This is a genomic window from Corynebacterium glutamicum ATCC 13032 (assembly GCF_000011325.1).
GTDB classification, from domain to species: Bacteria; Actinomycetota; Actinomycetes; order Mycobacteriales; family Mycobacteriaceae; genus Corynebacterium; species Corynebacterium glutamicum.
Genome location: NC_003450.3, coordinates 699,246 through 725,616, shown reverse-complemented (window position 1 = coordinate 725,616; position 26,371 = coordinate 699,246). Strand labels below are relative to the sequence as shown.

At 55.1% G+C, this 26,371-nt stretch carries 21 protein-coding genes; 7 read left to right on the top strand and 14 right to left on the bottom strand.

All coding sequences use genetic code 11. The annotated features are described in order from the left end of the window. Positions 1 to 54: 54 nt before the first annotated feature. On the bottom strand, positions 55 to 2,205 hold the full coding sequence (locus CGL_RS03515; RefSeq protein ID WP_011013830.1) for an acyltransferase family protein: 2,151 nt from the start codon (positions 2,203 to 2,205) through the stop codon (positions 55 to 57). Between the two features lie 73 nt (positions 2,206 to 2,278). Between CGL_RS03515 and CGL_RS03510 the strand changes: the two genes are divergently transcribed. Further along, positions 2,279 to 2,695: a DUF3151 domain-containing protein gene (locus tag CGL_RS03510; protein WP_011013829.1), complete on the top strand. Its 417-nt coding sequence runs from the start codon at positions 2,279 to 2,281 to the stop codon at positions 2,693 to 2,695. Positions 2,696 to 2,772: 77 nt separating this feature from the next. Here the strand turns inward: CGL_RS03510 and CGL_RS03505 are convergent, their stop codons facing one another. Beyond that, positions 2,773 to 3,840 carry a Cj0069 family protein gene (locus CGL_RS03505; protein ID WP_011013828.1) on the bottom strand — a complete coding sequence of 356 codons (1,068 nt, stop codon included), beginning with the start codon at positions 3,838 to 3,840 and terminating at the stop codon, positions 2,773 to 2,775. Positions 3,841 to 4,167: 327 nt separating this feature from the next. Between CGL_RS03505 and CGL_RS03500 the strand changes: the two genes are divergently transcribed. Both CGL_RS03500 and CGL_RS03495 read left to right on the top strand, forming a co-directional pair. Then, a complete protein-coding gene (locus CGL_RS03500; RefSeq protein ID WP_011013827.1) occupies positions 4,168 to 5,073 on the top strand; it encodes a sulfurtransferase in 906 nt (301 codons plus the stop codon). A gap of 191 nt (positions 5,074 to 5,264) precedes the next feature. Next, on the top strand, positions 5,265 to 7,040 hold the full coding sequence (locus tag CGL_RS03495) for an acetyl/propionyl/methylcrotonyl-CoA carboxylase subunit alpha (RefSeq protein ID WP_011013826.1): 1,776 nt from the start codon (positions 5,265 to 5,267) through the stop codon (positions 7,038 to 7,040). 223 nt (positions 7,041 to 7,263) lie between these two features. On the opposite strand, the gene CGL_RS03490 is transcribed toward CGL_RS03495, so the two are convergent. Continuing rightward, a complete protein-coding gene (locus CGL_RS03490; RefSeq protein WP_003863623.1) occupies positions 7,264 to 7,446 on the bottom strand; it encodes a hypothetical protein in 183 nt (60 codons plus the stop codon). A gap of 161 nt (positions 7,447 to 7,607) precedes the next feature. Between CGL_RS03490 and CGL_RS03485 the strand changes: the two genes are divergently transcribed. Together CGL_RS03485 and CGL_RS03480 are read left to right on the top strand one after the other, a co-directional pair. After that, on the top strand, positions 7,608 to 8,933 hold the full coding sequence (locus CGL_RS03485; protein WP_011013825.1) for a helix-turn-helix domain-containing protein: 1,326 nt from the start codon (positions 7,608 to 7,610) through the stop codon (positions 8,931 to 8,933). Positions 8,934 to 8,956: 23 nt separating this feature from the next. Then, positions 8,957 to 9,334 carry a hypothetical protein gene (locus CGL_RS03480; protein ID WP_011013824.1) on the top strand — a complete coding sequence of 126 codons (378 nt, stop codon included), beginning with the start codon at positions 8,957 to 8,959 and terminating at the stop codon, positions 9,332 to 9,334. On the opposite strand, the gene CGL_RS03475 is transcribed toward CGL_RS03480, so the two are convergent. From CGL_RS03475 to CGL_RS03460, 4 genes are all read right to left on the bottom strand, one after another. Beyond that, the gene (locus CGL_RS03475) at positions 9,331 to 10,476 is read right to left on the bottom strand and encodes a bifunctional 2-methylcitrate synthase/citrate synthase (RefSeq protein ID WP_011013823.1); all 1,146 of its coding nucleotides are present in this window, start codon (positions 10,474 to 10,476) and stop codon (positions 9,331 to 9,333) included. The two genes, CGL_RS03480 and CGL_RS03475, sit on opposite strands and share 4 nt — an antisense overlap. Then, the gene (prpB, locus tag CGL_RS03470; RefSeq protein WP_011013822.1) at positions 10,469 to 11,386 is read right to left on the bottom strand and encodes a methylisocitrate lyase; all 918 of its coding nucleotides are present in this window, start codon (positions 11,384 to 11,386) and stop codon (positions 10,469 to 10,471) included. Before prpB ends, CGL_RS03475 begins: the two co-directional genes overlap by 8 nt. Continuing rightward, positions 11,383 to 12,879: a 2-methylcitrate dehydratase PrpD gene (gene prpD, locus CGL_RS03465; protein ID WP_011013821.1), complete on the bottom strand. Its 1,497-nt coding sequence runs from the start codon at positions 12,877 to 12,879 to the stop codon at positions 11,383 to 11,385. The genes prpB and prpD overlap by 4 nt, the downstream gene beginning before the upstream one ends. A gap of 87 nt (positions 12,880 to 12,966) precedes the next feature. Continuing rightward, the gene (locus CGL_RS03460; RefSeq protein WP_011013820.1) at positions 12,967 to 13,893 is read right to left on the bottom strand and encodes an NAD(P)/FAD-dependent oxidoreductase; all 927 of its coding nucleotides are present in this window, start codon (positions 13,891 to 13,893) and stop codon (positions 12,967 to 12,969) included. A gap of 118 nt (positions 13,894 to 14,011) precedes the next feature. Between CGL_RS03460 and CGL_RS03455 the strand changes: the two genes are divergently transcribed. Next, the gene (locus CGL_RS03455; RefSeq protein ID WP_011013819.1) at positions 14,012 to 15,100 is read left to right on the top strand and encodes a GTP-binding protein; all 1,089 of its coding nucleotides are present in this window, start codon (positions 14,012 to 14,014) and stop codon (positions 15,098 to 15,100) included. Between the two features lie 235 nt (positions 15,101 to 15,335). On the opposite strand, the gene CGL_RS03450 is transcribed toward CGL_RS03455, so the two are convergent. From CGL_RS03450 to CGL_RS03430, 5 genes are all read right to left on the bottom strand, one after another. Next, complete coding sequence (locus CGL_RS03450; RefSeq protein WP_011013818.1) at positions 15,336 to 15,824, bottom strand: CAP domain-containing protein; 489 nt, start codon at positions 15,822 to 15,824, stop codon at positions 15,336 to 15,338. 81 nt (positions 15,825 to 15,905) lie between these two features. Further along, a complete protein-coding gene (locus CGL_RS03445; RefSeq protein ID WP_011013817.1) occupies positions 15,906 to 16,778 on the bottom strand; it encodes a thioredoxin in 873 nt (290 codons plus the stop codon). Positions 16,779 to 16,983: 205 nt separating this feature from the next. Continuing rightward, positions 16,984 to 20,406: a pyruvate carboxylase gene (locus CGL_RS03440; RefSeq protein WP_011013816.1), complete on the bottom strand. Its 3,423-nt coding sequence runs from the start codon at positions 20,404 to 20,406 to the stop codon at positions 16,984 to 16,986. 396 nt (positions 20,407 to 20,802) lie between these two features. Beyond that, positions 20,803 to 22,212: an NAD(P)H-quinone dehydrogenase gene (locus tag CGL_RS03435; protein WP_011013815.1), complete on the bottom strand. Its 1,410-nt coding sequence runs from the start codon at positions 22,210 to 22,212 to the stop codon at positions 20,803 to 20,805. 139 nt (positions 22,213 to 22,351) lie between these two features. Continuing rightward, positions 22,352 to 23,536 (bottom strand): M20 family metallopeptidase, encoded by a 1,185-nt coding sequence (locus tag CGL_RS03430; RefSeq protein ID WP_011013814.1) that lies wholly within the window; start codon positions 23,534 to 23,536, stop codon positions 22,352 to 22,354. Between the two features lie 107 nt (positions 23,537 to 23,643). Between CGL_RS03430 and CGL_RS03425 the strand changes: the two genes are divergently transcribed. Next, positions 23,644 to 25,236, top strand: coding sequence for a phospho-sugar mutase (locus CGL_RS03425; RefSeq protein ID WP_003858287.1), 1,593 nt, complete (start codon positions 23,644 to 23,646; stop codon positions 25,234 to 25,236). Here CGL_RS03425 and CGL_RS03420 read toward each other — a convergent pair. Both CGL_RS03420 and upp read right to left on the bottom strand, forming a co-directional pair. Continuing rightward, the gene (locus tag CGL_RS03420; RefSeq protein ID WP_003863635.1) at positions 25,233 to 25,607 is read right to left on the bottom strand and encodes a helix-turn-helix domain-containing protein; all 375 of its coding nucleotides are present in this window, start codon (positions 25,605 to 25,607) and stop codon (positions 25,233 to 25,235) included. The genes CGL_RS03425 and CGL_RS03420 overlap by 4 nt on opposite strands. Positions 25,608 to 25,700: 93 nt before the next feature. After that, positions 25,701 to 26,336: a uracil phosphoribosyltransferase gene (gene upp / locus CGL_RS03415; RefSeq protein ID WP_003858289.1), complete on the bottom strand. Its 636-nt coding sequence runs from the start codon at positions 26,334 to 26,336 to the stop codon at positions 25,701 to 25,703. Positions 26,337 to 26,371: the final 35 nt, after the last annotated feature.

The following is a 26,371-nucleotide window of genomic DNA, read 5'->3' as shown; positions in this document are numbered from 1 at the left end:
ACCTCTCAGAACCGCTTCTAACGGCCTAACACAGCCCCGCCTATATAAAGAGTCCTAAGCGACCAGAAGCCTGCGCATATTGCTCCACAGGAATGGAGCCAAAGATTGTGCGTATTCATCGGACATGTGGTTGCCGTCGCGGTATACATACACATTGCCGATCACTGGGATACACAGGTCGTCTGGGCAGAACCATCGTGAAGTATCCACTGCGAGCATATTGTTTCTGATGGCTAGTTCTTTTTCAGCGGGGTCTACTGGTGCGTAGAAGTTGTCTTTGGTGATCGAGCAGTCCACCAAGGATTGTTCTTCTTCGTAGCATTGGGACACCATCCATCCTTCGCCTCCTGGCTGGATGAACCACGGGTTGTCGCGGAGTCCCATGAATGGGATGTCTTCGGCTTCGAGGAAGTCCCACAGCGTGATGTATGATTCTGGCACTTCGTCGATGCCGCGGCCTTTTTCAAGGAGCGGTCTGGTGGAGTTGGAGACCACGAGGTCGGGTTTTACTTCTGCGAGGCGTTCGATCACTTTTTCGTTGAATTCGATGCAGTCGTCGCTGAAAATTCCGTCGAGTTCCACCACGAAGGTGGGGCAGGATTGGCGGACGAGGGGGATCACTTTGAAGTTGTGTTGCTTGCCTAGGGCGTCGAGTGGTGCCATCCATTGTTCGGCGTGGGATCCGCCGACGAGGTAGACCTCGACGGGTGAGTTGGGGTTGCCGAAAGCGCAGTAATCTTCGTCGTAGTTGTCTGGTGCTAGTTCAGATGGATCGTCGCCGAAGACGGACATGCAGCCTTTTGCCCAGGCGGGTGAGACGGTATCGGCCAGCACGTAGGGGTTTGGTTTGGGTTTTACTTCGGGGGCATCGAAGCCCGCCAGGGAGAGTGCACCGGGGTAGATCTCCGGATCGAGATCACTCATTTGGGTATCGAGGACTCGTTGGTAGAGCACCTGCGGAGTAGATGTCAGGGCGAAACCGACTGCGACTACTGCGATACCCGCATACGCACGCATTCGGGCAGGCCTGGAGGAACGCAGCTTTTGCAAAGCATCAGCACTGCGGGATTCCCTAAATAGTGGGCGCTTTCCCTGCTGTTGCATTGGTTTTTCTACGTATTTGTTAGTCAGCTGCGCCAAGCCAAGGGACAGCATAATCACGGCGATACCCAGCCAGATGGATGGCTCTTCTTGGTTGAACAAAGCGGTGAAAATGATCAGCAGAGGCCAGTGCCACAAGTAGAGCGGGTAGGCGATATCGCCGAGCCAAAGCATCCATTTTCGGGAGAGAAAGACCGAGATTTTACCGTCGCCAAGGATGACTAAGCAAGCACCCAAGATGGGATACAGCGCGGGGAATCCAGGGAAAGTCTCTGCGCCATCCATGAAGAATCCAGTGGATAGCACCATAAACAAACCGACGGCTGCGAGTATTGATTTAGTCTTCGCAGAAATCAAAATTCGAGGCGCATGCAGCACCAATAGTGCACCAAGGCCGAGCTCCCAGAACCTGGTGAAGGTGGAATAGTAGTTGACTGATTGATCAATGAAATGCCACAGGATTGCACTGAAAAATGATACGGATGTGAGCACTGCCAGCACAGGAGTCGCTAGTCGCACTGCGGAGTATTCGGGGCGGTATCGACGAATCAGGATGATCGCCATGCTCAACAAGATGGCAAAGAGGTAGAACTGCCCTTGCACAGCCATGGACCACAAGTGCTGGAAAGGACTGACTTCTGCAGAGGCTGCTCCGTAGGCAGCACCTTGGGATGCGAGCTCCCAGTTTTGGACATAGAAGAGGCTGGCTACTGCTTGGTTGGCTATTTCTATTCGTTGCAGTCTGGGCACCCACGCCAAGATGAGGACCATGGAAACGCCCAACACCAGCACTAACGCAGGAAGTAATCTGCGTAGCGTGCGCCAAATCGGCCACCAGGGGTTGATGGAAGAATCTGGACGATCTGCATAACGCAATTGCGACCCTAAGAAGAAATAGCCAGACAGCAGCAGGAAGACATCCACACCGCCGGAGACTTTTCCGACGAAAACATGGAACAAAACTACGAAGGCGATCGCGATGCCGCGGAGCCCATCGAGGTCATATCTGTAGCCGGAGCGTGGAACTTTCTGGGTGGCTGAAGTGGGTTTTCCACCTTGTCTGGCTTCTTTCAGAACTTGAGAAAGCCCTCTCGCCGTTCCCACCGACAACCTCTTTTCATATCCTGCACAACGCTATGATCTTCTCACACTTGCCTTTGAAGTTAGGATTGGGGACATGGTTCAAATTAATGACATGCTTGCCCCTCCTCCAGTAAAACTTCCGGAAGATCCTGCCCTCGGCGCCGATCCAACTTTGACCTCGACAGCGATTGCGCATCCTGACAGCCCATTGGTGTGGGCGTACCGAGCTGAAAATCTTATCAAATCTGCATCAAATGATGAAGAGAAGATTCAGGCCTACGCTTTTGCGCGCACGGGTTACCACCGCAGTCTCGATCGTCTGCGTGCCAATGGTTGGAAGGGTTGGGGTCCTGTCCCCTTCTCTCATGAGCCAAACCAGGGAGTGTTGCGGGCTATCGCTTCCCTAGCTCTTGCTGCGAAGCTGATTGGTGAGGACAACGAATACGATCGTTGCCGCCAGATGCTCTCTGATGCGGATCCAGAGTCCGTCGCAGTCCTACTCGACAAATAAACCACCAAAAATAAAACAATCTCCCTCCCGCGCCTTGCCTGGCAAGGTGCGGGAGGGAGACGTCGAGAAGCAAAGTTTTAAACAGTAAGCTGCGCGAATTCCTCGATGCGCTTGATGGCCTCTGATGCCACAAGCTGCTGGATGCCCATGTCCAGCTCGGAGGTGAAGCCGACGCAGGAGCAGTTGATTTCACCGAGCACGTAGGTGTCCTTGCCGTCAACGACATCGCCGAGCATGAAGTCTGCGGTCCAGATCAATGGGATGTTGTCGCCGCCGAGCTTTTCTGCGATGACTGGGCGAGCGTCTGCGAAGAGGTCAATCAGTTCCTGCCACTGCTCTGGCTTGTCGTAGGTGTACTTCGCGCCGGAGAACAGGGTTGCGGAGAAGTTGTCGCCGCCTTCTGCTGGCTTCTTGTGCACGACGAACACTGGGTGTGGTCCGACGAGAAGGATGCGGATTTCGCCTTCGACGATGCGTGGCATGAAACGCATATCAACGAGCATGCCGTTGTCGCCGATGATGTACTGGTCACAGAAATCCATGAACTCGCCGAGCTTGCGGACTTCAGTGTGGTTGTCGACTGCTTCGGTGCACTTGATTTCAGTGTCCAATGGCAGTGCGGTGCCTGGCTCGATGGATGCAGCCAGTTCCTTGTCTACCAACTGGACGCGCCAAATGCCGGAGCCGGTGGAGCCACGGTTTTGCTTGAGCACGCGCTCACCGAAGGACAGGGAGGTTGGGAAAACCTTGTGGAAGGTCTCCACGTCGTAGTACGCCTCGGTGTCGGATGGCACCAGGTCGGTTTGGGATAGCTTGACCAGCGCATCTTTCGCGCCGTATGCCATCATTTCCTCAGGGGTGGACATGCCCACGAGCCCTGCTTCGGACAGGCGGGTGAGCAGGTCAAAGTAGCCGCGCTCGCCGCCTGGGATGTTGCCTGGGTTGACACGTGAGATGTAGCCGTCGAAGTTTTCAGATACGTACTCAAAGAGACCTTCGGTCCACTCTGGGCGGTAGTACACAACCTCTGCCTGCCAGCCAGCATCATTTATGGAGTTGACGATAGGCATGGTGTCTTTACGGTGACCGTCGAAGTGCTTGTCGGAGCCGCCTTCGACTTCAAATACAACGATGCTCTTTTTCATGGGTGTTGGATTTCACTTTCTCATAACTTGAAGCACTTTTGGGTTGAGTTCTTCAAGAGGTGATCAGCAGCAATAAAAACTGAATTTTTAGACACGTTTTCTATGTTCAACGTGGGAAACCCTGAAACCTCGAAGCGCTTGAATGTGAGCTTGAGCGCCGGGCATTTTCACGTTGACAAAATAGACAATAAAGCACAGATGATGTTCTTTGCTTCCCAACTATGCCACTAGTAATTAAGGACACAAACACCTTTAACCAATATGCTGGGATACAGTATTTAATTTTCACCCATTTATGCACTCGTTTATGGAAGGCAGCGACCCCACATGGCAGCACCGTTCGACCCATTCCCAGCTTTTGAGGAATACGCACACCCTGAAAGGATCGTGTCTGCATCCTGGCTTTCCGCCCGCCTCGGCTCCCCTGGTCTGAAGGTTGTGGAGTCCAATGAAGATTCCCTTCTTTACGATATCGGACACCTCCCCGGCGCTGTGCGCATTGACTGGGCAAAGGACCTCAACGATCCCCTCACCCGCGATTTCATTGACGGTGAAGCTTTCGCTGAGCTGATGAACCGCAAGGGCATCGCTCGCGATGACACCGTTGTTGTCTACGGTGACAAGTCCAACTGGTGGGCTGCGTTCACCCTGTGGGTCTTCGAACTGTTCGGCCACTCCGATGTCCGCCTGCTCAACGGCGGCCGCGACGCGTGGATGGCTGAAGAGCGCGACACCTCCTACGTGGTTCCGGAGTACCCCTCCGCCAACTACCCCGTCGTGGAGCGTGTCGACGAAAACCAGCGCGCGTTCGTGGCTGAGGTGCTCGGTTCGCTCACGCAATCCGGTGGCATGACGCTTGTCGACGTCAGGACCCCTTCGGAGTTCTCCGGATTGGATGAGCACGGCAACCCAACCTCAAACACCGGCGTGCTTCGTGGTGGACACATCCCAGGCGCGATCAACCTGGATTGGTCGGACGCTGTTCTTCCCAACGGAAACTTCCGCACCCGTGCAGAGTTGGACAAGCTCTACGCCGATCTCAACCCAGCTGACGATACCGTTGTCTACTGCCAGGTTGGCGACCGCGCGGCCCACACCTGGTTCGTGCTGAAGTATCTGCTCGGTTTCAACAACGTCCGAAACTATGACGGATCGTGGGCAGAATGGGGCAATATGGTTCGCATGCCGATCGAAACTGGCGAAAACACCAAAAATAACGTTTCGGTGTCATAGAATAGGCGTATCCCCTTTTTGCCTGAACATAAGCCATATTTCCTGCCTAAAACAGAAGAATTCCCCCAGAATATGAGTAAGTCCTCATATCTGGTTGAGTTCTTCGGGGTTGAGTGTGCAAGAATATTCACTATTGGTCAGGCAACTATGTGTCTACCCACTGAGTCATCAATTTAAATCAGGAGTTATTAGTGTCAGTCGAGACTAGGAAGATCACCAAGGTTCTTGTCGCTAACCGTGGTGAGATTGCAATCCGCGTGTTCCGTGCAGCTCGAGATGAAGGCATCGGATCTGTCGCCGTCTACGCAGAGCCAGATGCAGATGCACCATTCGTGTCATATGCAGACGAGGCTTTTGCCCTCGGTGGCCAAACATCCGCTGAGTCCTACCTTGTCATTGACAAGATCATCGATGCGGCCCGCAAGTCCGGCGCCGACGCCATCCACCCCGGCTACGGCTTCCTCGCAGAAAACGCTGACTTCGCAGAAGCAGTCATCAACGAAGGCCTGATCTGGATTGGACCTTCACCTGAGTCCATCCGCTCCCTCGGCGACAAGGTCACCGCTCGCCACATCGCAGATACCGCCAAGGCTCCAATGGCTCCTGGCACCAAGGAACCAGTAAAAGACGCAGCAGAAGTTGTGGCTTTCGCTGAAGAATTCGGTCTCCCAATCGCCATCAAGGCAGCTTTCGGTGGCGGCGGACGTGGCATGAAGGTTGCCTACAAGATGGAAGAAGTCGCTGACCTCTTCGAGTCCGCAACCCGTGAAGCAACCGCAGCGTTCGGCCGCGGCGAGTGCTTCGTGGAGCGCTACCTGGACAAGGCACGCCACGTTGAGGCTCAGGTCATCGCCGATAAGCACGGCAACGTTGTTGTCGCCGGAACCCGTGACTGCTCCCTGCAGCGCCGTTTCCAGAAGCTCGTCGAAGAAGCACCAGCACCATTCCTCACCGATGACCAGCGCGAGCGTCTCCACTCCTCCGCGAAGGCTATCTGTAAGGAAGCTGGCTACTACGGTGCAGGCACCGTTGAGTACCTCGTTGGCTCCGACGGCCTGATCTCCTTCCTCGAGGTCAACACCCGCCTCCAGGTGGAACACCCAGTCACCGAAGAGACCACCGGCATCGACCTGGTCCGCGAAATGTTCCGCATCGCAGAAGGCCACGAGCTCTCCATCAAGGAAGATCCAGCTCCACGCGGCCACGCATTCGAGTTCCGCATCAACGGCGAAGACGCTGGCTCCAACTTCATGCCTGCACCAGGCAAGATCACCAGCTACCGCGAGCCACAGGGCCCAGGCGTCCGCATGGACTCCGGTGTCGTTGAAGGTTCCGAAATCTCCGGACAGTTCGACTCCATGCTGGCAAAGCTGATCGTTTGGGGCGACACCCGCGAGCAGGCTCTCCAGCGCTCCCGCCGTGCACTTGCAGAGTACGTTGTCGAGGGCATGCCAACCGTTATCCCATTCCACCAGCACATCGTGGAAAACCCAGCATTCGTGGGCAACGACGAAGGCTTCGAGATCTACACCAAGTGGATCGAAGAGGTTTGGGATAACCCAATCGCACCTTACGTTGACGCTTCCGAGCTCGACGAAGATGAGGACAAGACCCCAGCACAGAAGGTTGTTGTGGAGATCAACGGCCGTCGCGTTGAGGTTGCACTCCCAGGCGATCTGGCACTCGGTGGCACCGCTGGTCCTAAGAAGAAGGCCAAGAAGCGTCGCGCAGGTGGTGCAAAGGCTGGCGTATCCGGCGATGCAGTGGCAGCTCCAATGCAGGGCACTGTCATCAAGGTCAACGTCGAAGAAGGCGCTGAAGTCAACGAAGGCGACACCGTTGTTGTCCTCGAGGCTATGAAGATGGAAAACCCTGTGAAGGCTCATAAGTCCGGAACCGTAACCGGCCTTACTGTCGCTGCAGGCGAGGGTGTCAACAAGGGCGTTGTTCTCCTCGAGATCAAGTAAGTTCTTGGATTCCTGTTAGTCAAAAACCGGGTCGCATCTGATGTTCAGATGTGGCCCGGTTTTACTATTTGTGAATACACTCTGCCCCTGTTGTACATTCGACAACAAGATTTCGGTAAAAAGGTGGTCAAAATCAGGAAATCTTGTTGTCGAATGTACACCGCATTGTGGGCTTTCACGGTTCGCTGCGTTGATTGTTATTTAGCCAGCCTGCTCCCCACACTTAACCGGTGATCAACGAGCCCACATACCCGGCGCGGTGCTGGAACAGCCCGAGAAATTTAAGATCGTTTGGGGTTGGCTGCTCGCCCGCTGATACTTCTCGTTCAATGGAGTGGATGACTGCTTCGCGGATTGCGGTTCCATCGGCGTAGCCTTGCCAGTTGATCTCGGTGGTGTCTTTCATGGTGTGCTCCCCTTGTGGTTTTTTATTTTCTTTAACGCTAATCGGCTGACGGCTTTCAATGCACAAGGTAAAATTTGTGTAATTGTGTCGTGTGGATTTGAAGGTTTTTGTAAATCTAGTTAAATCATGAGGTCATAAGCTTTTCGGGAGGTTGTCAAAGGATGTCGAAGCTTTACGCGGGGGCAAGGATCAATGCACTGCGCCGAACCCATCAGCTCACCCAATCAGCATTGGCCGACAAGCTTGATCTCTCCACCAGCTATCTCAACCAGTTGGAAAATGACGGACGGCCACTCACTGCCACGGTGCTTCTGCAGCTGATGAAAGTGTTCGATGTTGAGGCCAGTTACTTCTCCCCTGACCGGGGTACGGCCACTGCTACCCGACTGGCTGAAACCTTGGCGATGAATCAGGGTCCGACGATGTCGATGGATGATCTTTTAGATTTCGCGGATCGTTTCCCTCAGTTAGCGCAGCATATTATCCAGCCTGCTGAGGTTGATCCCACGCATAGTTCTGCGCATGATTTTGTTCGGGATTATTTTGCCACCCACAAAAACTACATTGATTCGCTCGATCGCCTTGGAGAGGAGTTGGCAACTGCCATTGGTCAGCCGGGACTTCGGGTTACTAGGCTCGCGCAGTTGCTTGATGCGGAGTACAACATCACGGTGCGTTTCCGGGCGCCGGATATTACTGGCCGGAGGCACTTTGATCCCCAATCGCGTCAGATTCTGCTGCGGCAAGATCTCAGCGAGGCGCAGCAGTGTTTCCAGTTGGCGGAGGAATTGACGTTTCTTGCTCATGCAGAGCTCTTGGATACCCTGACCACAGATCAACCGGATCTCCCTTCTGAGGCAGCTATCCGCCTGGCTAAGGTGGGTCTCTCCCAATATTTCGCGGCTGCTGTTGTCATGCCGTACACCCGCTTTTTGGAATTCGCCCAGGATAAGCACTATGACATCGAGTTGATCTCTGAGGCGTTTGGAGTGTCTTTCGAGTCTGCATGCCACCGCCTGTCTACTCTGCAGCGTTCGGGGGCGTCAGGGGTGCCGTTTTTCTTTGTGCGCTCGGATCGTGCAGGAAATATCTCCAAGCGGCAATCTGCAGCTACGTTCCACTTCTCGCGAACAGACGGCACTTGTCCTTTGTGGGCGCTGCATCGTGCTTTTGAACGTCAGGGAAACATCACCCGCCAGGTTGCTCGCATGCCGGATGGCCGGACCTATTTGTGGCTCGCACGCGCGGTGAAAGGTCGAACTCATGGTTTCGGGTATCCTGCTGCGGAATTCGCCATCGGCCTGGGCTGCGATATCAGCGAGGCACCAGGCTTGGTGTATTCCCAAGGCCTTAATTTGGATCCCGAGTCCGCCGCAGAGATCGGCCCTGGTTGTCGGATCTGTCCTCGGGAGAACTGTGTGCAGCGTGCATTCCCACCATCGGGTCAAGAATCTATCCGCCCAGCCCCTGTCCAACTCCTCAACTAAAAAGGCAGCACTTAAAAAACACTATGGAACCCATGGAACTAAACGGCGGTCGTTTCTACGCCCGCAAGCTCACCTCAGATAATCGGATTGATGATGTCCCGGCGCTCTCACTGATCCTTGCCGATGCAGCACAGTTCATCGCGGACGCCACCACAGCCTGGCACGAGGACACCGAATACACCTGGGCTATCTGCGAGCAGACCAGTGTTGAACTACTGGCACTGGCACGCCTTGATCCCAAGCAGCGCACACTCGAGGTCGTGCCCGCAGGTGATCCCGCCACCCAATTGCCCAATGATCCAGTGCTCGCTCCGAAAACCATCGGCGATGCTGTGGCGGAGGGCCGCGACACCATCACCAGATGGGCACAAGGCTATTTAGAAATCAGCCTCACTGATTAGGTTCTCTCCGAAATGGGCACCACCTCCCTTTCTTCCACTCCGTTGTAGGCAGACAATGGTCGGATCAGCGCATTGTTTTCAAATTGCTCCACGATGTGTGCCGTCCACCCTGACACTCGGGCCAGCACAAACAGTGGTGTGAAGAAGTCGACGGGGAATCCCAGCATGTAATAGGCAGGGCCGGCCGGGAAGTCGAGGTTGGGTTTAATGCCAGTGCGAGCCTCCATGACTTCTTGCATCGACTCATACATGTGCACCCATTTTTGACCACGGTGACGAGCAGCAAGGGAGCGCATGGATTTCTCCATGGAGGGGACCCTGGAGTCGCCGTTTTTGTACACGCGGTGCCCGAATCCCATGATGCGTTCTTTACGATCCAACGCCTTGCCCATCCAGTCGGCAGCATTGTTGGGATCGTCGATATCCAGCATGGTGTGCATGACAAACTCATTGGCACCTCCGTGCAGTGGGCCTTTGAGAGCACCGATCGCACCTGTGATCGCCGAATACGTATCGGATCGCGTTGATGAGATCACGCGGGCTGAGAATGTGGAGGCGTTGAAGGAGTGCTCGGCGTAGAGGATGAGGGAGCGTTCAAAATCGCGGATGTCATCTGCGGAGTTGGCTACAGAACCATCATCATTGCCAAACACCATGGATAAGAAATTCGAAGCGATACCTTTGTTGTGGTCAGGTGCGATGATCTCTTCCCCACTTCGCCTGCGGATATCCATGGCAACCACCATGGGAAGCTGCGCAAGCAGGTTGTGTCCAATGCTTCGGATATGATCGGCATCGCGGGTAAACGGATCGGGATCAAAGGTACCCATGTAGGACACTGCGGTGCGCAGCACGTCCATGGGGTGGCAGGTGTTGGGTAAGGAGTGGATGAGGGAAATCAGTCCGGCGTCGAGTGAGCGGTAGCTTCGACCTGTCGTGTTGAAGGTCCGGAGTTGTTCAGTGGTGGGCAGCTCCCCAAACCACAGGAGGTAGATCACTTCTTCAAAGCTGCAGTTTTCCACCAAATCCTCCACGGCGTAGCCACGGTAAGTCAGCGAGTTGCTCTCTGGCATCACTTTGGAAATGCTTGTGTAGTCAGAGATGACGCCGTTGAGTCCTTTGCGGACTTGGCTGTCACTCATTGTTTTCTCCTTTTCTGTAGGTGAAAATGTGCTGGTCAAAGACGTTGTAGTCTTCGTATCGCAGGAGCTCATATAATCTGCTGCGGTGTTGCATGCGGTCCAGCCATCCTTCTTGGGTACCGTGTTCTTTGATTTCGGCTAGTGCTTGTTCTACTTGTCCCATGGCAATACGCAGCGTGGTCACGGGGTAGATCACGGCGTTGTAGCCAATCTCTTCCAACACGTCGGCTGACAGCAGCGTCGTTTTGCCAAATTCGGTCATATTCGCCAGCAACAAGGCATCAGGGATGGCGTGCCGGAAGTATCGGAAGTCGGCTTCGCTGTGGAGGGCTTCGGTGAAAATCATGTCGGCGCCCGCATCTAAGTAGGCTTTCGCGCGCTCAATGGCGGCGTCGATTCCTTCCACTCCAGCGGCGTCGGTGCGGGCGCAGATGACAAAGTTCGGGTCGCGCCGGGCCGAGACGGCGGCTGCGATGCGTCGAACCATCACGTCTGTGCGCACGACTTCTTTGCCGTCCAAGTGCCCGCAACGTTTGGGGTTGACTTGGTCTTCAAGGTGGCATCCGGCCACACCGGCGTCCTCCAATTCGGCGACGGTGCGTGCGGCCGACATGGGTTCGCCAAAGCCGGTGTCGGCGTCGACAAGCACTCCTAGGTCTGTGACGCGCGCAATTTGCCGCGCGCGGTGGGCGACTTCGGTCAGCGTCGTCAAGCCGATATCGGGTAGTGCCAGGTCAGCAGCTATGACGGCGCCGGAAACGTAGACGCCTTCGAAGCCGGCTTCTTCGATGGAGCGCGCAATCAGAGGGGAGAATGCGCCGGGCAGCCGGGCGATGTGGGGTGCGGCGAGTGCCGCTTTAAATGCTTGTCGACGCCTCCCCACATCAACACCATTCGAAAAGAGATTCATAACAGCCCCGCTTTCGTCGCGGCCTGGTTGCTTATGTCGACTTCGATGTTGAGCTGATCAAGATCATCCAGGTCAGGCAGGCTTTGCACGGCATGCAAGAAGCGTTCCTGTTCTGAATCAATGACAATCCCCTGCGCGAGTGTGCGGAATTTTTCAATGTAATTCTCCCGCGCAAACGGCCGAGCACCCAGCGGGTGGGCATCCGCGACAGCCAATTCATCCTCAATCACGGTGCCATCAGCCATTGTGATCACTGCTTTCGCACCAAAGGCCTTTTTTGCAGGATCATCAGAATGGTATCGGCGCGTCCATTCAGGATCCTCCACGGTGCGAATCTTGTGCCACAGCTCCACAGTTTCCGGGCGGGTGGAACGCTTGCGGGTGTAGGAAAACTCGTGGTGCCACACGCCATCTTGAAGCGCGACGGCGAAAATGTACATGATGGAATGATCCAGGGTTTCACGCGAGGCCTGCGGATCCATCTTCTGCGGATCGTTCGCCCCAGTGCCAATCACATAATGCGTGTGGTGACTGGTGCGCAGCACAATCTCTGCAATGTGTTCCGTTCCGCCAGCCGCGTCAACCAGTGGCTTCATCCTGCGCGCCAGATCAATCGGTGCCTGCGATTGATATTCCGCTGAATGTTCCTTTGTGTAAGTCTCTAGAATCCCCAGCTTGGGCTCGCCGTGTTCCGGCAATGGCACATGATAAACATGATCTTTGCCCGATAACAGCCACGCGATGACCCCGTCTTCGCCCTCCCAAATCGGTGCGGGCGAACCCTCCCCACGCATCGCACGATCCATCGCCTCAATGGCCATCTTTCCCGCAAACGCTGGCGCGAACGCCTTCCAGCTGGAAATCTCACCTTTTCGCGACTGCCTCGTAGCCGTCGTGGTGTGCAATGCCTGGCCGATCGCCTGGTAGATGGTTTCCTCATCTACATGCAACAACGTGCCCAAACCCGCTGCAGCGCTGGGACCAAGGTGGGCTACGTGATCAATTTTGTGCTCATGCAAGCAGATCCCCCTCACCAATTCCACCTGCACCTCATAGGCAGTGGCGATACCCCGAATGAGATCCCTGCCGCTGCTTCTCTGAGCCTGCGCTACTGCAAGAAGTGGTGGAATATTGTCGCCGGGATGGGAGTATTCAGCTGCTAAAAATGTATCGTGGAAGTCCAATTCACGTACGGCCACACCATTAGCAAAGGCAGCCCACTCTGGTGAGTAGCTGCCTGAAATTCCAAAAACTTTTCCGCCCTTTTCCCGCGGATGGGACTGCGCTTGTTGCCTGGCCACAGTCACAGGCCGGCGCAACACCGACGCGGCAGACACCGCCGCGTTGTCGATGATCCGGTTGATGATCATCTCCGAAACATCCGGTGTCACCTCCACGGGGTCGGTGGCAAGCTCGGAGAATTTCCACGCAAGGTGCTCTGCTTTGGGAAAGTTATCGGCCGAAAGGTGGGTATAAACATCGTGGATGCGCATGGGGCTCCTTGAGATTTATTTGTGCACTGTTTCCTTAAAGTCCCACCCTAGGCCGATTATGTGTGACAGGCCACAACCTCACGCAGTTTAGCTCTGCGCGCTTGCCACGGAAATATCTTCCAGGATCAGATCAAAGTTGATCTCTGCTCCAGCCATCACGCCTTGAGCAGCGGAACCATAGACCATCGCCATGGGAGCTTGCGCGTTTCCGGCAGCCCACACACCTTCAATAGGAGTGCGCCCGGTTTGGGTACCTGGAATGAACCTGCCCATCGGGTTTTCTTCCATCTGACCACCAAGTTGGGTGTACAGCGTGCCATCCACCAGTGGACGAGATGCCACCACGATGTTGTCGCAGCTTAAATGATCGCCTTCGGACAGTTCCACAGACAGGCCATCACCTTCGGCGGATACGCGCACCGCATTGGTGCCCAACACTTTTACTCCAGCACTATCTAGGCTCTCGCTGGTTTGTTCATCAATGTCGATCGTGCCCACCAAGCTGACAGTTTTGGACAACTGCGAGAACATCAACGCTTGGTGCGCAGCCATGGGCGAGGTACCCACCACGACGATTTCAGAATCGCGGGCCTCAAAGCCGTGGCAGTAAGCGCAGTGCAACACTTTGGTTCCCCAAAAATCTGACAGTCCTTCTACCTCTGGCAGATCGTCAACGGCGCCGTGGGCCAAAATGATGCGCCGAGAGTGAAGGAGGGAGGCGTCGTCAAGCGTTATGGCGAAGGTGGAACCGGTGCGCTCAACTTTTGCTACGCGCCCGGGCGCAATGGTGACGCCATAGGAACGCGCTTCGGCGCGGCCTTTTTCCAGCAGCTCGGCGGGCGCAATGCCTTCCTGGCCGAGGACATTGTGAGCAGCGTGCGCATAGCTGTTACGGGGTTGACCAGCGTCGATGACGATGACACTGCGCAGTGAGCGGCCGAGCGCGACAGCGGCGGCGAGACCTGCAGCGCCGGCGCCGACGACAACTACGTCAACGAGATCATGAGATGACATGGGGTGCTCCTAAAAAGCGAAGGTCAAAAAACTTGACTTTATTGAAAACAATTTCCATTAAGAAGTGTACACTTGCGTCGACTCTATTGAAAATGATTCCCAAAAGGAGGGCTTTCACATGGCCACAACGACCCCAGTCACCGTGCTATCAGGATTTCTCGGCTCCGGAAAAACCACATTGCTCAACCAGATCCTCCACCACCGAGGATCCCGGAAAATCGCAGTCATTGTCAACGATTTTTCAGAAATCAACATCGACGCAGCCCTCATCGCATCCGAAGGCCACCTCACCCGCGGCGAAGACCGCTTCGTGGAACTGACCAACGGATGCATCTGCTGCACCCTGCGCGAAGACCTCGTGGATTCCGTCGGCGAACTCGCCAGCAGCGACCGCTTCGACCACATCGTCATCGAATCCACGGGTATCTCCGAACCAATGCCGGTAGCCGCCACATTTGAATGGCAGTGGGATGACGGCACCCGCCTGGCTGACAAAGCACCGATCGACACCATGGTCACCCTGGTCGATGCCACCCAATTCATCGACCTCATCCGCAAAAACACCTCCCTCACCGAGGCTGACATGGGCGCAACCGAGGACGATGAACGCACCATCGCCGACCTACTCACCGATCAAATCGAGTTCGCCGACCGCATCTACATCACCAAATCCGACCTGGTGGACCGCACTGTCCTCGAGCAAACCCGCGCACTAATCGCCAGCATGAGTCCACGCGCCCGCATTGACTTACTCATCGATGGCCTCAATGACGGCTCCCCCATCACCGACGACATCCTCGGAGCTTTCCTCTACGACGAAGCCACCGCCCGCGCCTACGAGGGCTACACGGAAGAACTCGAAAACCCGCACACTCCCGAAACCGAGGAATACGGCATCAGTTCCGTGGTATTCCGCTCTGACCGGCCGTTCAACAAGGATCGCCTACTTCAGGTACTGCGTTCCACCACTGGACTCGTTCGCTCCAAAGGCTATTGCTGGATCGCTGATCACCTCAACATCGTCCAGGTCTGGCACCAAGCCGGCCCCAATTTGAGCATTCGCCCGGCCGCCTATTGGGCCAATTCAGAGATCACCCCCGGCACTGAATTGGTCCTGATCGGCATCCACATCGACGGCCCCACCTTGCTCGCACTGCTACAAGGCGCGACGCTTACCGATGCGGAAGTGGCGGCACTGGTTTTGTGAGTTCCTCAAGTCCGTGAATTCCACAGTGACTTCGCTCGTAAAGGCAGCGTAAAGGCAGTGACCCCGAAGGAATTTCCGGGGCTCTTCCTCAAGCTCAGACGCATTCGATTCCTTCCGTTGCCTTGCTTAGAAATTTGGGCAACGGGCCGAATCGACAGCCTATAAAATGTCCTTCAATCATCGACCATATCCGCAAAAAGCACTGGTCATACTACTTTTCGAAGCCCTTTTTGCACTAAAAATAAAACTGAGTTGTCGCCCACGTTTGGCCAGAACTATCATAGACAACTCCGACACCAATCTGGGAGTAGCGCGTGTCTAGCATATTCCGGTTATGCCCAGGTGAGTTCTTCCAGCTTTCAAAAATGAGCGAAGCTGGGCGGATATTGCTAGCCCAGTAAATATTCTCGCCATAGTTTCCGCCACTAGAATGAACAAAATTTCCGGTTCGCGACATTGTATAAGACCAGCTCTTAGAGCCGGAATTAAGAGACTCATTCATCGCCAACGGTGCTACACCATGGGCAATTCGATGCTGGTTAACGAGCGCAAATACTTCTAATTCAACCTGACTCACATCGCCGTTCGCATTTTCAGTATTGCGAGCTGGTGGGGCAAAAATGTTGCTCGACAGTGCGGTAAAAGCGTGTGCGCTCGGAGCTATCCCAAATGTCATGGCGGTGGAAACAGCGAGCCCGATCGCAGCTCTCATGGCCTTCTTCATTTGTCTCCTTGTGTCATTGCCTTGTCATATCTAAACTACAGCAAAACTTGAACTGTTTCTTAGAATATTTAAAGTGTTTTCTTAGCTCATTGCATTCCCCACCTGCGCCCTGATTTCCAATGCGACCAGGTCCAGCGGATCAAACAAGTTCAGCAACTCCACGATCCGCCGGGCAGCCTCCGGTTTTGGCAATAGTGCTGCAAGGTGCGCGAGCGCTGTGTCCGGCTGATTCATCAACACATACATATCCGCCGCCGCCAGCGCCTTGTTCACATCGTCTGGATCCCGGCGCGACTTCTCGATCGGATCCTCTCCCCGATCCGCCACAGACATCCGCGCCAATACCGACACCGCCGCGTGCGCCCGCTTCACCGTCGCATCCTGCGGCAACTGCTCATACAACGCCAACGCCGCGCGAAAATCACCGGCGTTCACCAATTCCGCTGCCCGCCACAGGCGCGGGTCTATTTGCTTATCGACGTCCCCCTCTTTTTCATTGGGGATCGTTTCCCGCGACACAAAATGATCAAGCCATTGTGCAACCGGCTCCTTGTTGAGCGAGTTGAACTCCGCAATGCTGGCGCCATCTTTCACCACGTATGCCACCGGAATCTGTTTTGGCCTAAATCTGGCAACCACATCTGCACTGCGATCAGGATCAACAATCGCTACAGAAAATCGCCCTTTATTACCTGCCTGAAAGTGCAGAATGTCTTTTTCCAAATCCTGAAATGTGGGCAGCAGGGAGTGACCAATGAGCACCACCACCTCCTTAGCTTTTGAGGCCTGCGTGATGGTGTGCTCCATATTTGAGGAGGTCACCTTCGTTATATTGGCAACCTTCCCTTCGTGCGGCGCTGCTAAATCGACAGCTTTCTCAGGTTGGAGCTGGCCAGTGACCTCCAAATCACGGCGCAGAGTTGGTGAGCAGGAATCGTGTGCATGGTCCATCATGACACCTAATAGTAATGATTTTCATTAGACGGGTGCAGTATTAAACCAAGACGGCATGGATTCCCTTTGAGCCTTGGTCTCCATCTTCAAATCTCTGCCCTTAAAAGTGTCGAATCAGACCAAATCCAACTCACCCATCTCCCATCTTGGCCCAAAAAGCCCCGCCTCCTCCATGAGGAAGACGCGGGGCTTTTTACAGAAAGGTTTAGGAAACGACGACGATCAAGTCGCCACCTTCCACCTTCGTTGCAGCAGGAACCACAACGCGATCGATTTTGCCGTCAACAGAAGCAGTGATTGTTGCTTCCATCTTCATAGCCTCGATGATTGCGACTGCATCTCCAGCCTTGACCTCATCACCTTCAGCAACAGTCACGGTGACAACACCAGCGAATGGTGCAGCAACATGGCCCTTGTTGGAGGAATCTGCCTTTTCTGCGGTTGCGGTGACAGACTCAACGGAGCGGTCACGCACACGCATTGGGCGGATCTGGCCGTTGACGTTGGCCACAACATTGCGCATACCCTTATCGTCTGGCTCAGAGATCGCATCCAGGCGAACAAGCAGTGGGGTGCGCACATCTGGCAGGCGGATCAAAGTCTCGCGGCCTTCGACCAGGCCGTAGAAGAATTCACGATCATCCAGCGCAGAGGTGTTGCCGAAGCGGCGACGGTGCTCGAGGAACTCTTCGGTTGGCTTCGGGAACAGCAGGCGGTTGAGGCTATTGCGACGTTCCTTGGAATCATCAGCGTCGAGGTGCGCCTGCTCTTCCTCAGGAACTTCCGTCAGAGGTGCCTTGCCTTCGGAGCGGCCTTCCAGTGCGCGGGTGCGCAGTGGCTCTGGCCAGCCACCTGGAGGGTTACCAAGCTCGCCGCGCAGGAACGCGATGACAGAGTCTGGGATGTCGTACTTTTGTGGATCGGCAGCAAAGTCTGCTGGATCCACACCCGCACCAACGAGGTGGAGTGCGAGGTCGCCAACAACCTTGGAGGATGGGGTGACCTTGGTTGGGCGTCCCAGCATCTCATTAACGGCTGCGTAGTTGTCTTCGATGAGTTCGAAACGATCCGCAAGGCCCAGTGCGGTGGCCTGTGCACGCAGGTTGGACAACTGTCCGCCTGGGATTTCGTGGCGGTAGACGCGACCGGTTGGGCCTGGGGTTCCAGACTCAAATGGCAGGTACAGTCCGCGCACTGCTTCCCAGTACGGCTCGAGGTCAGAAACAGCCTCGAGGCTCAAACCGGTATCGCGACGGGTGTGCGCGAATGCAGCAACAATGGCAGACAGGGATGGCTGGGAGGTGGTGCCAGACAGTGGTGCGGAAGCACCGTCAACAGCATCTGCACCAGCTTGAGCTGCAGCAAAGTAGGTTGCCAGCTGGCCACCCGCAGTGTCGTGGGTGTGCACGTGCACTGGCAGATCGAATTCACGGCGCAGTGCGGTGACCAGCTTGGTTACCGCAGCTGGGCGAAGCAGACCAGCCATATCCTTAATGGCCAAGATGTGAGCGCCAGACTTGACGATCTCCTCTGCCATCTTTAGGTAGTAATCCAGGGTGTAGAGCTTTTCATTTGGATCAGAGAGATCACCAGAATAAGCCATAGCCACCTCGGCTACCGCGGTGTTGGTCTCCAGGACTGCGTCGATTGCTGGACGCATCTGGGAGACGTCGTTAAGCGCGTCGAAGATGCGGAAGATGTCCACGCCGGAGCTGGCAGCTTCCTTAACAAACGCGCGGCAGACGGAGTCTGGGTACGGGGTGTATCCCACGGTGTTGCGGCCGCGAAGCAGCATCTGAATGTTTACATTCGGCATCGCCTCGCGCAGCTCGTCGAGCCTGTCCCACGGATCCTCAAAGAGGAAACGCATCGCCACATCGTAGGTCGCGCCGCCCCAGGCCTCCACGGACAAAAGCTCAGGAGTCAGCTTTGCGACGGCCTCTGCCGCAGGCTTCAGTGCGAATGAGCGGACTCGGGTCGCAAGCAAAGACTGGTGTGCATCGCGGAAGGTGGTATCAGTAACTGCCAGTGCGTCCTGCTCACGGAGATCACGAGCAAACGCGGCTGGGCCAAGCTGCTTCAGGCGGTCACGGGAACCGCGTGGCAGTGGCAGATCCTTGATGTTAGGCAGCTTATCGATAGGAGCTGCAACATCCTTTGGACGCACACCATGAGGCTTGTTCACGGTGACATCTGCCAAGTAATCCAGGATGCGTCCCTGCTCATCATCAGCAGGTGGAGCCTGAAGGAGGTGCGGGTGATCGGCAATGAATCCGGTGGCGATGCGCTTGGAAGTGAAGTCCTCTTCCCGCAGCAACGCACGCAAGAAACCAATGTTGGTTGCAACACCAGACACGGTGAACTCAGCCAACGCGCGCTGTGCACGAGCAACAGCAGTTTCAAAGTCGGAACCACGGCAGGTCATTTTCACCAGCATGGAGTCAAAGTGTGCGGTGATTTCGCCACCGAGCTGAGCTGCACCGTCAAGACGAACGCCAGCTCCGCCTGGTGAGCGGTACGCGGTGATAGTTCCGGTATCTGGGCGGAAGCCGTTGTTTGGATCTTCCGTGGTGATGCGGCACTGCAGTGCTGCACCGTGGGTCTTGATCTTATCTTGGGTCAGACCCAATTCCTTCAAGGTTGCACCAGCAGCCAAGCGCATCTGCGCCTTCACCAGGTCCACCTCGGTGACTTCTTCAGTCACGGTGTGCTCAACCTGGATACGTGGGTTCATTTCGATGAAGACGTGGTTGCCCTTTTCATCGACCAAGAATTCCACGGTTCCCGCGCCCTGGTAACCAATGGAGCGGCAGAACTTTACTGCATCCGCACAAATGCGATCACGCAGTTCTGGATCCAAATGCTGTGCTGGCGCAATTTCGACAACTTTTTGGTGACGACGCTGCAGTGAGCAGTCACGTTCATAAAGGTGTACAACTTCTCCAGTGTGATCGCCAAGGATCTGCACTTCAATATGCTGAGGGTTAATCACAGCACGTTCGACATATACCGCGCCATCGCCGAAAGCCGCTTCAGCTTCACGAGATGCTTCTGTTGCTAATTTGCGAAGCTCATCAGGTGAAGCAACAAAACGCATACCGCGTCCGCCACCACCGGCAACTGCCTTCACAAAGATGGGGTAAGTCTGGCCTTCAGCGCTTTTAACGATCTCATCGATGTTTTTGCTCGGGGTGGATTCCGCCAAAACTGGCAGACCAGCCTTCTTCGCGGCGGTTACCGCGCGAGACTTATCACCGGTGAGATCAAGAACCTCTGGGGTTGGGCCAATAAAAGTAATGCCGTTTTCCGCACACTCGCGGGCAAGCTGGGCATTTTCAGACAGGAAGCCGTATCCCGGGTAAATGGCATCTGCTTTAACTTTTTTAGCTGCACCGATAATTTCATCGATGTCCAGGTACGCCTTGACTGGTGAGCCTTCGGTACCAATGCGGACAGCTTCAGAAGCAAAAGAGCGGTGGAATGATCCCCGATCTTCACGGGGGTAAATAGCTACCGTGGCTGCACCGGTTTCGAGTGCTGCACGGAAAGCACGGACCGCGATTTCGCCGCGGTTTGCTACCAAGATCTTTTTGAATGCTGGAAGCGTTGAAGATGTGTGAGTCGACACTAGAGTAATTATTCCTTTCAACAAGAGACCGCCAAGGGTGATAGCAGTCACTGCGTCCTAGTATCGTAACCCCCGATTCCCCCAATCAAACATCGGTTTTTGTTTTCCTCTCAATGTTTTCGGGCAACACTCCCCTGACCTGCACGACTTCAAGCCAAAGTGAATGAAATAAACCCCCCAGGATCTAACCCCGCCCCAGTTTTTCACCTTGCAAAGGTTGCCACATTTGGCCAAGTTTAACGCATTTAAACGCTTCCACCTGCAGACATCTTACCTCTTAAAATATTTCTAAACTTTGCAAACTTTGCACTTTTCCCCAAAACTGCTTAACAAAGTGAAAACCCAGGAGTGCACAAAGCAATCCTGGGTTTTCTCAAAATCTAAGACTCAGAAAAATTAGCCTAGATCATCATGTTGAACCAGCTGACGTGCTGCTTCAGTAATCGAACCTGACAATGATGGGTACACCGCGAAGGTATCAGCCAGATCAGCAACTGTCAGACGGTTGGTCACTGCCACAGCGATCGGTAGGATCAGCTCAGACGCGGTCGGTGCCACCACGACACCACCGATGATCAGGCCAGAGTTACGGCGGCAGAACAGCTTCACAAAACCGTGGCGCAGGGAACGCATCTTGGCGCGTGGGTTAGTAGCCAAAGGAAGCACAATCACGCGAGCAGACACTTCGCCGGAATCAACTTGTGCATGGGTGATACCTACTGCTGCGATCTCTGGGCGGGTAAACACTGCGGTGGCAACAGTCTTCAAACGGATGGGGCTCACGCCTTCACCGAGTGCGTGATACATGGCGATACGGCCCTGCATCGCTGCAACGGACGCCAGTGGGAATAGGTCAGTACAGTCACCTGCTGCGTACACACCGGGGATGTTGGTGCGGGAGACGCGGTCAACCTTGATATGGCCGGATGGTGCCAGCTCAACACCGATGTTCTCCAGGCCAAGATCTGCCGTGTTTGGAATGGAACCAACAGTCATCAACGCGTGAGAACCGTAGATTTCTCGTCCGTCAGCAGTGCGAACACACACGCCACCGTCTTCGGTGCGGGTGACAGACTCCACGCGGGCATGCTTTTCCAGGGATACTCCGCGCTCAGCCAGAACGGTTTCCAGCACGTCTGCGGCATCTGCGTCATCGTGAGGCAAAATGCGGTCACGGGATGCCACCATGGTGACTTTGACGCCGAGTTCAGCAAACGCAGAGACAAATTCCGCACCGGTCACACCGGAACCAACCACGATAAGGTGGGTGGGGAGTTCTTCAATGTCGTAGACCTGACGCCAGGTCAAGATGCGCTCGCCGTCTGGCTCTGCACCTTTAAGAATGCGGGGGGTTGCACCAGTTGCAACCAGCACCAGATCGCACTCAACGGTTTCTTCGGAGCCATCGCTGTGGGTGACTTTAATGTAGTGGGTGGTTTGCTTGGTGTTGTAATCATCAAAGCGGCCCACACCGTTAATCATGCGGACATCTGAGCGCTGCAGCTGGCCCAAGATATCTTCGGACTGTGCTTTCGCAAGGTCCTTCACACGGATGTTCAGTGCATCGATTTCTAGGTGTGCTTTTCCAAGCCCACGGTTAAGTCCCATGTCATCAGCACGTCGGAGGTCGGTTTTGATACCGGTACCAGCGATGAAGGACTTTGAAGGTACACAGTCCATGGTGACTGCGGATCCGCCAACTCCGACATCTTCAATAACGGTAACTTCTGCACCGTATTTAGCGCCTGCGAGTGCGGCTTCATAGCCTGCAGGTCCACCGCCGATAATTACGATCCTCTTTGCCATTAAGGCACCTCCACACGTGTGAGCTGGGTGAATGCATTGTTGAAACCACTGGTAAGCGGTTCCAAGTCTAAATGATTACTGCTGAATTAGCCTGGGTGACGTGTCAGCAATTTAGAGCCAGCCCTACACACTACCCCCATTAGGAATTTAAGAAAGCTTCAGATCGGCTACTGTACTGCTGCACAAGGGAGCCAAAGAGCCTGACGCCAACTCCGATGGCTCGCTCATCCACAACCAGGTCACTTTGATGGAGGTCTTGCTTGGGTCCGTGCCCCGGCCAGCAACCCAACCGGGCCATTGATCCTGGGACGTGTTCAAGGTACCACGAGAAGTCTTCTCCACCGGATGACTGCGGCGCTTGGACAACAGATTGTGTGTCCATGTCGCGTGCTGCGCTTGCCAACAAAGCGGTGGCGACATCGTCGTTAAGCACTGGTGGAACACCCGGATTGTAGATCAGTTCATGGGTGACTCCGGTGGGTGCGAGCACCTGTTCCACCAGCTCAGAGATAAGCGGACGCATGTCACGCCAGGTAGAGATGTCGGCTGTACGCAAGGTGCCTGACACGATGCCGGAATCTGGGATCGCGTTGGGCGCATAGCCGGCGTTGATGGTGCCGAAAACAAGCACGGTGCCGGTGCGTGGATCGACGCGCCTGGACAGCAAACCGGGAAGATCAACGACCAATTTGCTCAAGGCGTAAACAACATCAGCGGAGAGGTGTGGACGTGCGCTATGTCCTCCTTCACCCTTGACTCTGATTTCGATCACATCTGAGGCAGAAGTAATCGCGCCAGCGCGTACACCGACGCGACCGACCTTCAATTTGGGTTCAACGTGGATGGCGTAAATCGCATCCACACCATCAAGGCCACCGTGGGCAATGACGTCCGTTGCGCCACCAGTCATGACTTCTTCTGCCGGCTGGAAAATCACCCGAATGCCGATGGGCAGTTCGATGGTGTTCAGTGCACAGGCAAGTGCCAAAGCGATCACCGTGTGCACGTCATGTCCGCAGGCATGCGCAACGCCAGTGGCTGTGGAAGAGAACTCTAAGCCGGTTGATTCAAGCAGCGGAAGGGCATCGATATCAGCGCGAAACGCCAGGCGGGAGTCCCCTTCTGGTCCGATATCCACCATCAAACCGGTTCCTGGGAACAGGTGTGGTTCCATGCCGTGATCTTTCAGAACCGAGGCCAAATACTCAGTCGTGCGGTATTCCATGTGGGAGAGCTCAGGATGGCTGTGCAAATGCCTGCGCCACTTTATGACCTCGTCATGGTGGCGGTCCATCCATGAGGCAACCTGCACACCAATTTCCATCACGTGAAATACCTTTCTGTTTTGTCCGCAGGCGTATCAGGAAAACCTGCAGCGCGGTAGAGTCGAGTCTAATAGTGATCCCACGAAAACAAAGGATCGGGGTGTTCATGGACGAGTCTCGTCAGCTTAGTTTCGGCACAGCAGGGTTGCGTGCACCAGTTGGCCCGGCGCGCCATCAGATGAATGTTTTGCAGGTAACCAGAACTACAGCAGGTGTTGCTAGTTGGTTGGCAGAACGTGCGGCACTAAATCCAGTGCCGCATTTGGTTCCTGAGGATGAAACAGGAATCGGCAGGGCGTTGTATCCCCAAGATGGTCCGTTGCGGGTCGTTGTGGGGTATGACGCTCGCTATGGTTCGCATACTTTTGCTGCAACCACTGCGGAGGTGTTCGCGGGTGCTGGTTTTGAGGTGACGTTGCTCCCCACGCCTAGCCCTACGCCGTTGATTCCGTGGTTGGTGAACAAGCATGGGTTGGATGCGGGCGTTCAGATCACGGCTTCGCATAATGGTGCGGCGGACAATGGCTACAAGGTGTTTTTGTCTAATGGTCGCCAGCTTTATTCTGAACTGGAGCCTGAGCTTGAGGCGCATATCAATGCTGTGGAAGATCCGATTCGGGTTCCTCGGGTGACGGTGCGCCCCACTGCTGATCAGCTGCGTCGATATGTTGATGAGATGGTGTCGTTGGTGACTCCTGATCAGGCTGATTTGTTGCGGGTGAATTCTGAGCGGGGCAATCTTCGCGTGGTGTATACCGCTCTGCATGGTGTGGGTGGCCGCGCGATGGCCAATGCTTTCCAATTTGCTGGTTTTCCCCATACTCATGGCGTGAAGGCTCAGCAGTATCCTGATCCCACCTTCCCCACTGTGGCGTTCCCCAATCCGGAAGAGCCTTCTGCGATTGAGTTGTTGTTGGAACGCGCAAAGGAAAAGAACGCTGACATTTTGTTTGCGCTTGATCCTGATGCCGATCGTTGTGCTGTGGGTATTCGTACCGCTGATGGCGGCCACCGAATGCTCTCTGGCGATGAGGTGGGCACACTTTTGGCTACTCGTTTGGTTCCGGAGTATTCCGGTGAAGGCCCACGTCCCGTGGTTGCCACCACGGTGGTGTCTTCGCAGCTTCTGGGTATCATCGCCGAGGATAAAGGGTGGGATTATTCCGAGACACTGACGGGATTCAAAAATCTGTCGAGGGCTGCCGATGGTCTCGACGGACCGCTTGCTTTCGCTTATGAGGAAGCTGTGGGCACCTGCCCGGTTCCAGATGTCGTGCCGGATAAGGACGGCATCTCTACAGCGTTGTTCATGGCGTCGTGGGCTGCCGAACTGAAGGCTCAGGGCGCAAGCCTGCAGCAAAAACTCAATGAGTTGTATCGCCGATATGGGTATTTTGCGTCCTCGCAAATTGCTGTGCGCACGAGCAGTCCACGCGAGTTAGTTGATCACTGGATTGCGCATCCTCAGCAAGAACTCATTGGAGTGTCTGTCACCCCACATATTCTTCCTGAAAAACAGGGCATTGCTTTGCATGGCCAGGTGGGGCATGTGCATATCCGTGCTATTGGTCGAGTCTCTGGAACTGAGGCGAAAGCCAAGCTCTATTTGGAAGTTGGTCAGGCCAGCTCCCATGATGAAGCAGCTCAGTTGTTGCATCAGCTGGAGGATGAAGTCCAAAGCTGGTTGAGCAAGCTTTAGTTTCCTGGCTGCTCGCGGTTGCGGGTGAGCCGGAGGTCTGCGTCGAAAAGCAGTGGATCTTTTTCTGAAGGCCACCGCACGTCAATGGCGGCGGTTTCGTCGACGCAGATTTTTGCCACGGGCACGGAGCCGGCGGGCATGAGCGCGATGGGCGGCACATCGAGGGCTTGGGCCAACCTGTAGATGTTGGACAGCTGCGGATCGACGGCGTTGCCCTTGTTGTTTTCGTTGCGCTCGTAATTAGAAATGGTGTTTCGGGACACTCCGGAGAGATCTGCGAGCTCTTCTTGGCTGAAGCCACGGAGGGTTCGAAGTTTTTTCAGTCGGCTCGCGAAAGCGTGGCCATAGCTTGACCACCGCTTTTCCGACATTTCCTTCGACACATAGACAACATTGCCGATGCATAAGAATACTCACCGCCCACTACAGTGGGCAAGAATTTTCCGTAATGCCCTTAGAAACTTTTAAAGGTCGATGTTTCGCGGACCGTAGAGACGATCACCGGCATCTCCAAGACCAGGCACGATGTAGGCGTTTTCGTCTAGACCTGGGTCGATGGTGGCGGTAACCAAACGAACTGGAAGACCAGATTCCGCCAATGCGTCCACACCTGGCTGCGCAGAAACCATGCAGATGGCGGTGATGTCGGTGGCGCCACGATCAGCAAGAAGGCGGATCGCGTGCAGGAGGGAACCGCCGGTGGCCAGCATGGGATCGACAAGGAATACAGGCTGGTTGCTTAGATCCTGTGGCAGCGCCTCAAGGTATGGGACTGGCTCATGGGTTTCCTCATCGCGGGCAAGGCCAATGAAGCCGACCTGTGCATCCGGAATCATCGACAGCGCTGGGTCGATCATGCCGAGACCTGCACGGATGATGGGAACGATGATGGGTGGCTGCTTCAGGCGAGTACCTTCAGCCATGGCAACGGGGGTTTTGGTGTCGAAGTGTTCGACTTCCAGATCTCGGGATGCTTCGTAGATCAGCATGGCGCCGAGGTCGTTGGCTGCTGCACGGAAAGCTGCGTTGTCGCTGCGCTCGTCGCGCAACAGGGTTAGGCGGCTAGCAACGAGTGGGTGGTTGACGATGGTGATGTCCATAGCTTCACATGTTAAATCATTGCCGCCCAGAAGAA

Coding starts and splice junctions, on each gene's coding strand:
- CGL_RS03500 (WP_011013827.1), top strand. CDS start 4,168: ATGGCAGCACCGTTCGACCCATTCCCAGCTTTTGAGGAATACGCACAC.
- CGL_RS03480 (WP_011013824.1), top strand. CDS start 8,957: ATGGAACCCATGGAACTAAACGGCGGTCGTTTCTACGCCCGCAAGCTC.
- CGL_RS03445 (WP_011013817.1), bottom strand. CDS start 16,778: ATGATGGACCATGCACACGATTCCTGCTCACCAACTCTGCGCCGTGAT.
- CGL_RS03430 (WP_011013814.1), bottom strand. CDS start 23,536: ATGGAAATTGGTGTGCAGGTTGCCTCATGGATGGACCGCCACCATGAC.
- upp (WP_003858289.1), bottom strand. CDS start 26,336: ATGGACATCACCATCGTCAACCACCCACTCGTTGCTAGCCGCCTAACC.
- CGL_RS03475 (WP_011013823.1), bottom strand. CDS start 10,476: ATGAGTGACAGCCAAGTCCGCAAAGGACTCAACGGCGTCATCTCTGAC.
- CGL_RS03425 (WP_003858287.1), top strand. CDS start 23,644: ATGGACGAGTCTCGTCAGCTTAGTTTCGGCACAGCAGGGTTGCGTGCA.
- prpD (WP_011013821.1), bottom strand. CDS start 12,879: ATGCGCATCCACGATGTTTATACCCACCTTTCGGCCGATAACTTTCCC.
- prpB (WP_011013822.1), bottom strand. CDS start 11,386: ATGAATCTCTTTTCGAATGGTGTTGATGTGGGGAGGCGTCGACAAGCA.
- CGL_RS03450 (WP_011013818.1), bottom strand. CDS start 15,824: ATGAAGAAGGCCATGAGAGCTGCGATCGGGCTCGCTGTTTCCACCGCC.
- CGL_RS03435 (WP_011013815.1), bottom strand. CDS start 22,212: ATGGCAAAGAGGATCGTAATTATCGGCGGTGGACCTGCAGGCTATGAA.
- CGL_RS03455 (WP_011013819.1), top strand. CDS start 14,012: ATGGCCACAACGACCCCAGTCACCGTGCTATCAGGATTTCTCGGCTCC.
- CGL_RS03505 (WP_011013828.1), bottom strand. CDS start 3,840: ATGAAAAAGAGCATCGTTGTATTTGAAGTCGAAGGCGGCTCCGACAAG.
- CGL_RS03490 (WP_003863623.1), bottom strand. CDS start 7,446: ATGAAAGACACCACCGAGATCAACTGGCAAGGCTACGCCGATGGAACC.
- CGL_RS03420 (WP_003863635.1), bottom strand. CDS start 25,607: ATGTCGGAAAAGCGGTGGTCAAGCTATGGCCACGCTTTCGCGAGCCGA.
- CGL_RS03510 (WP_011013829.1), top strand. CDS start 2,279: ATGGTTCAAATTAATGACATGCTTGCCCCTCCTCCAGTAAAACTTCCG.
- CGL_RS03485 (WP_011013825.1), top strand. CDS start 7,608: ATGTCGAAGCTTTACGCGGGGGCAAGGATCAATGCACTGCGCCGAACC.
- CGL_RS03460 (WP_011013820.1), bottom strand. CDS start 13,893: ATGTCATCTCATGATCTCGTTGACGTAGTTGTCGTCGGCGCCGGCGCT.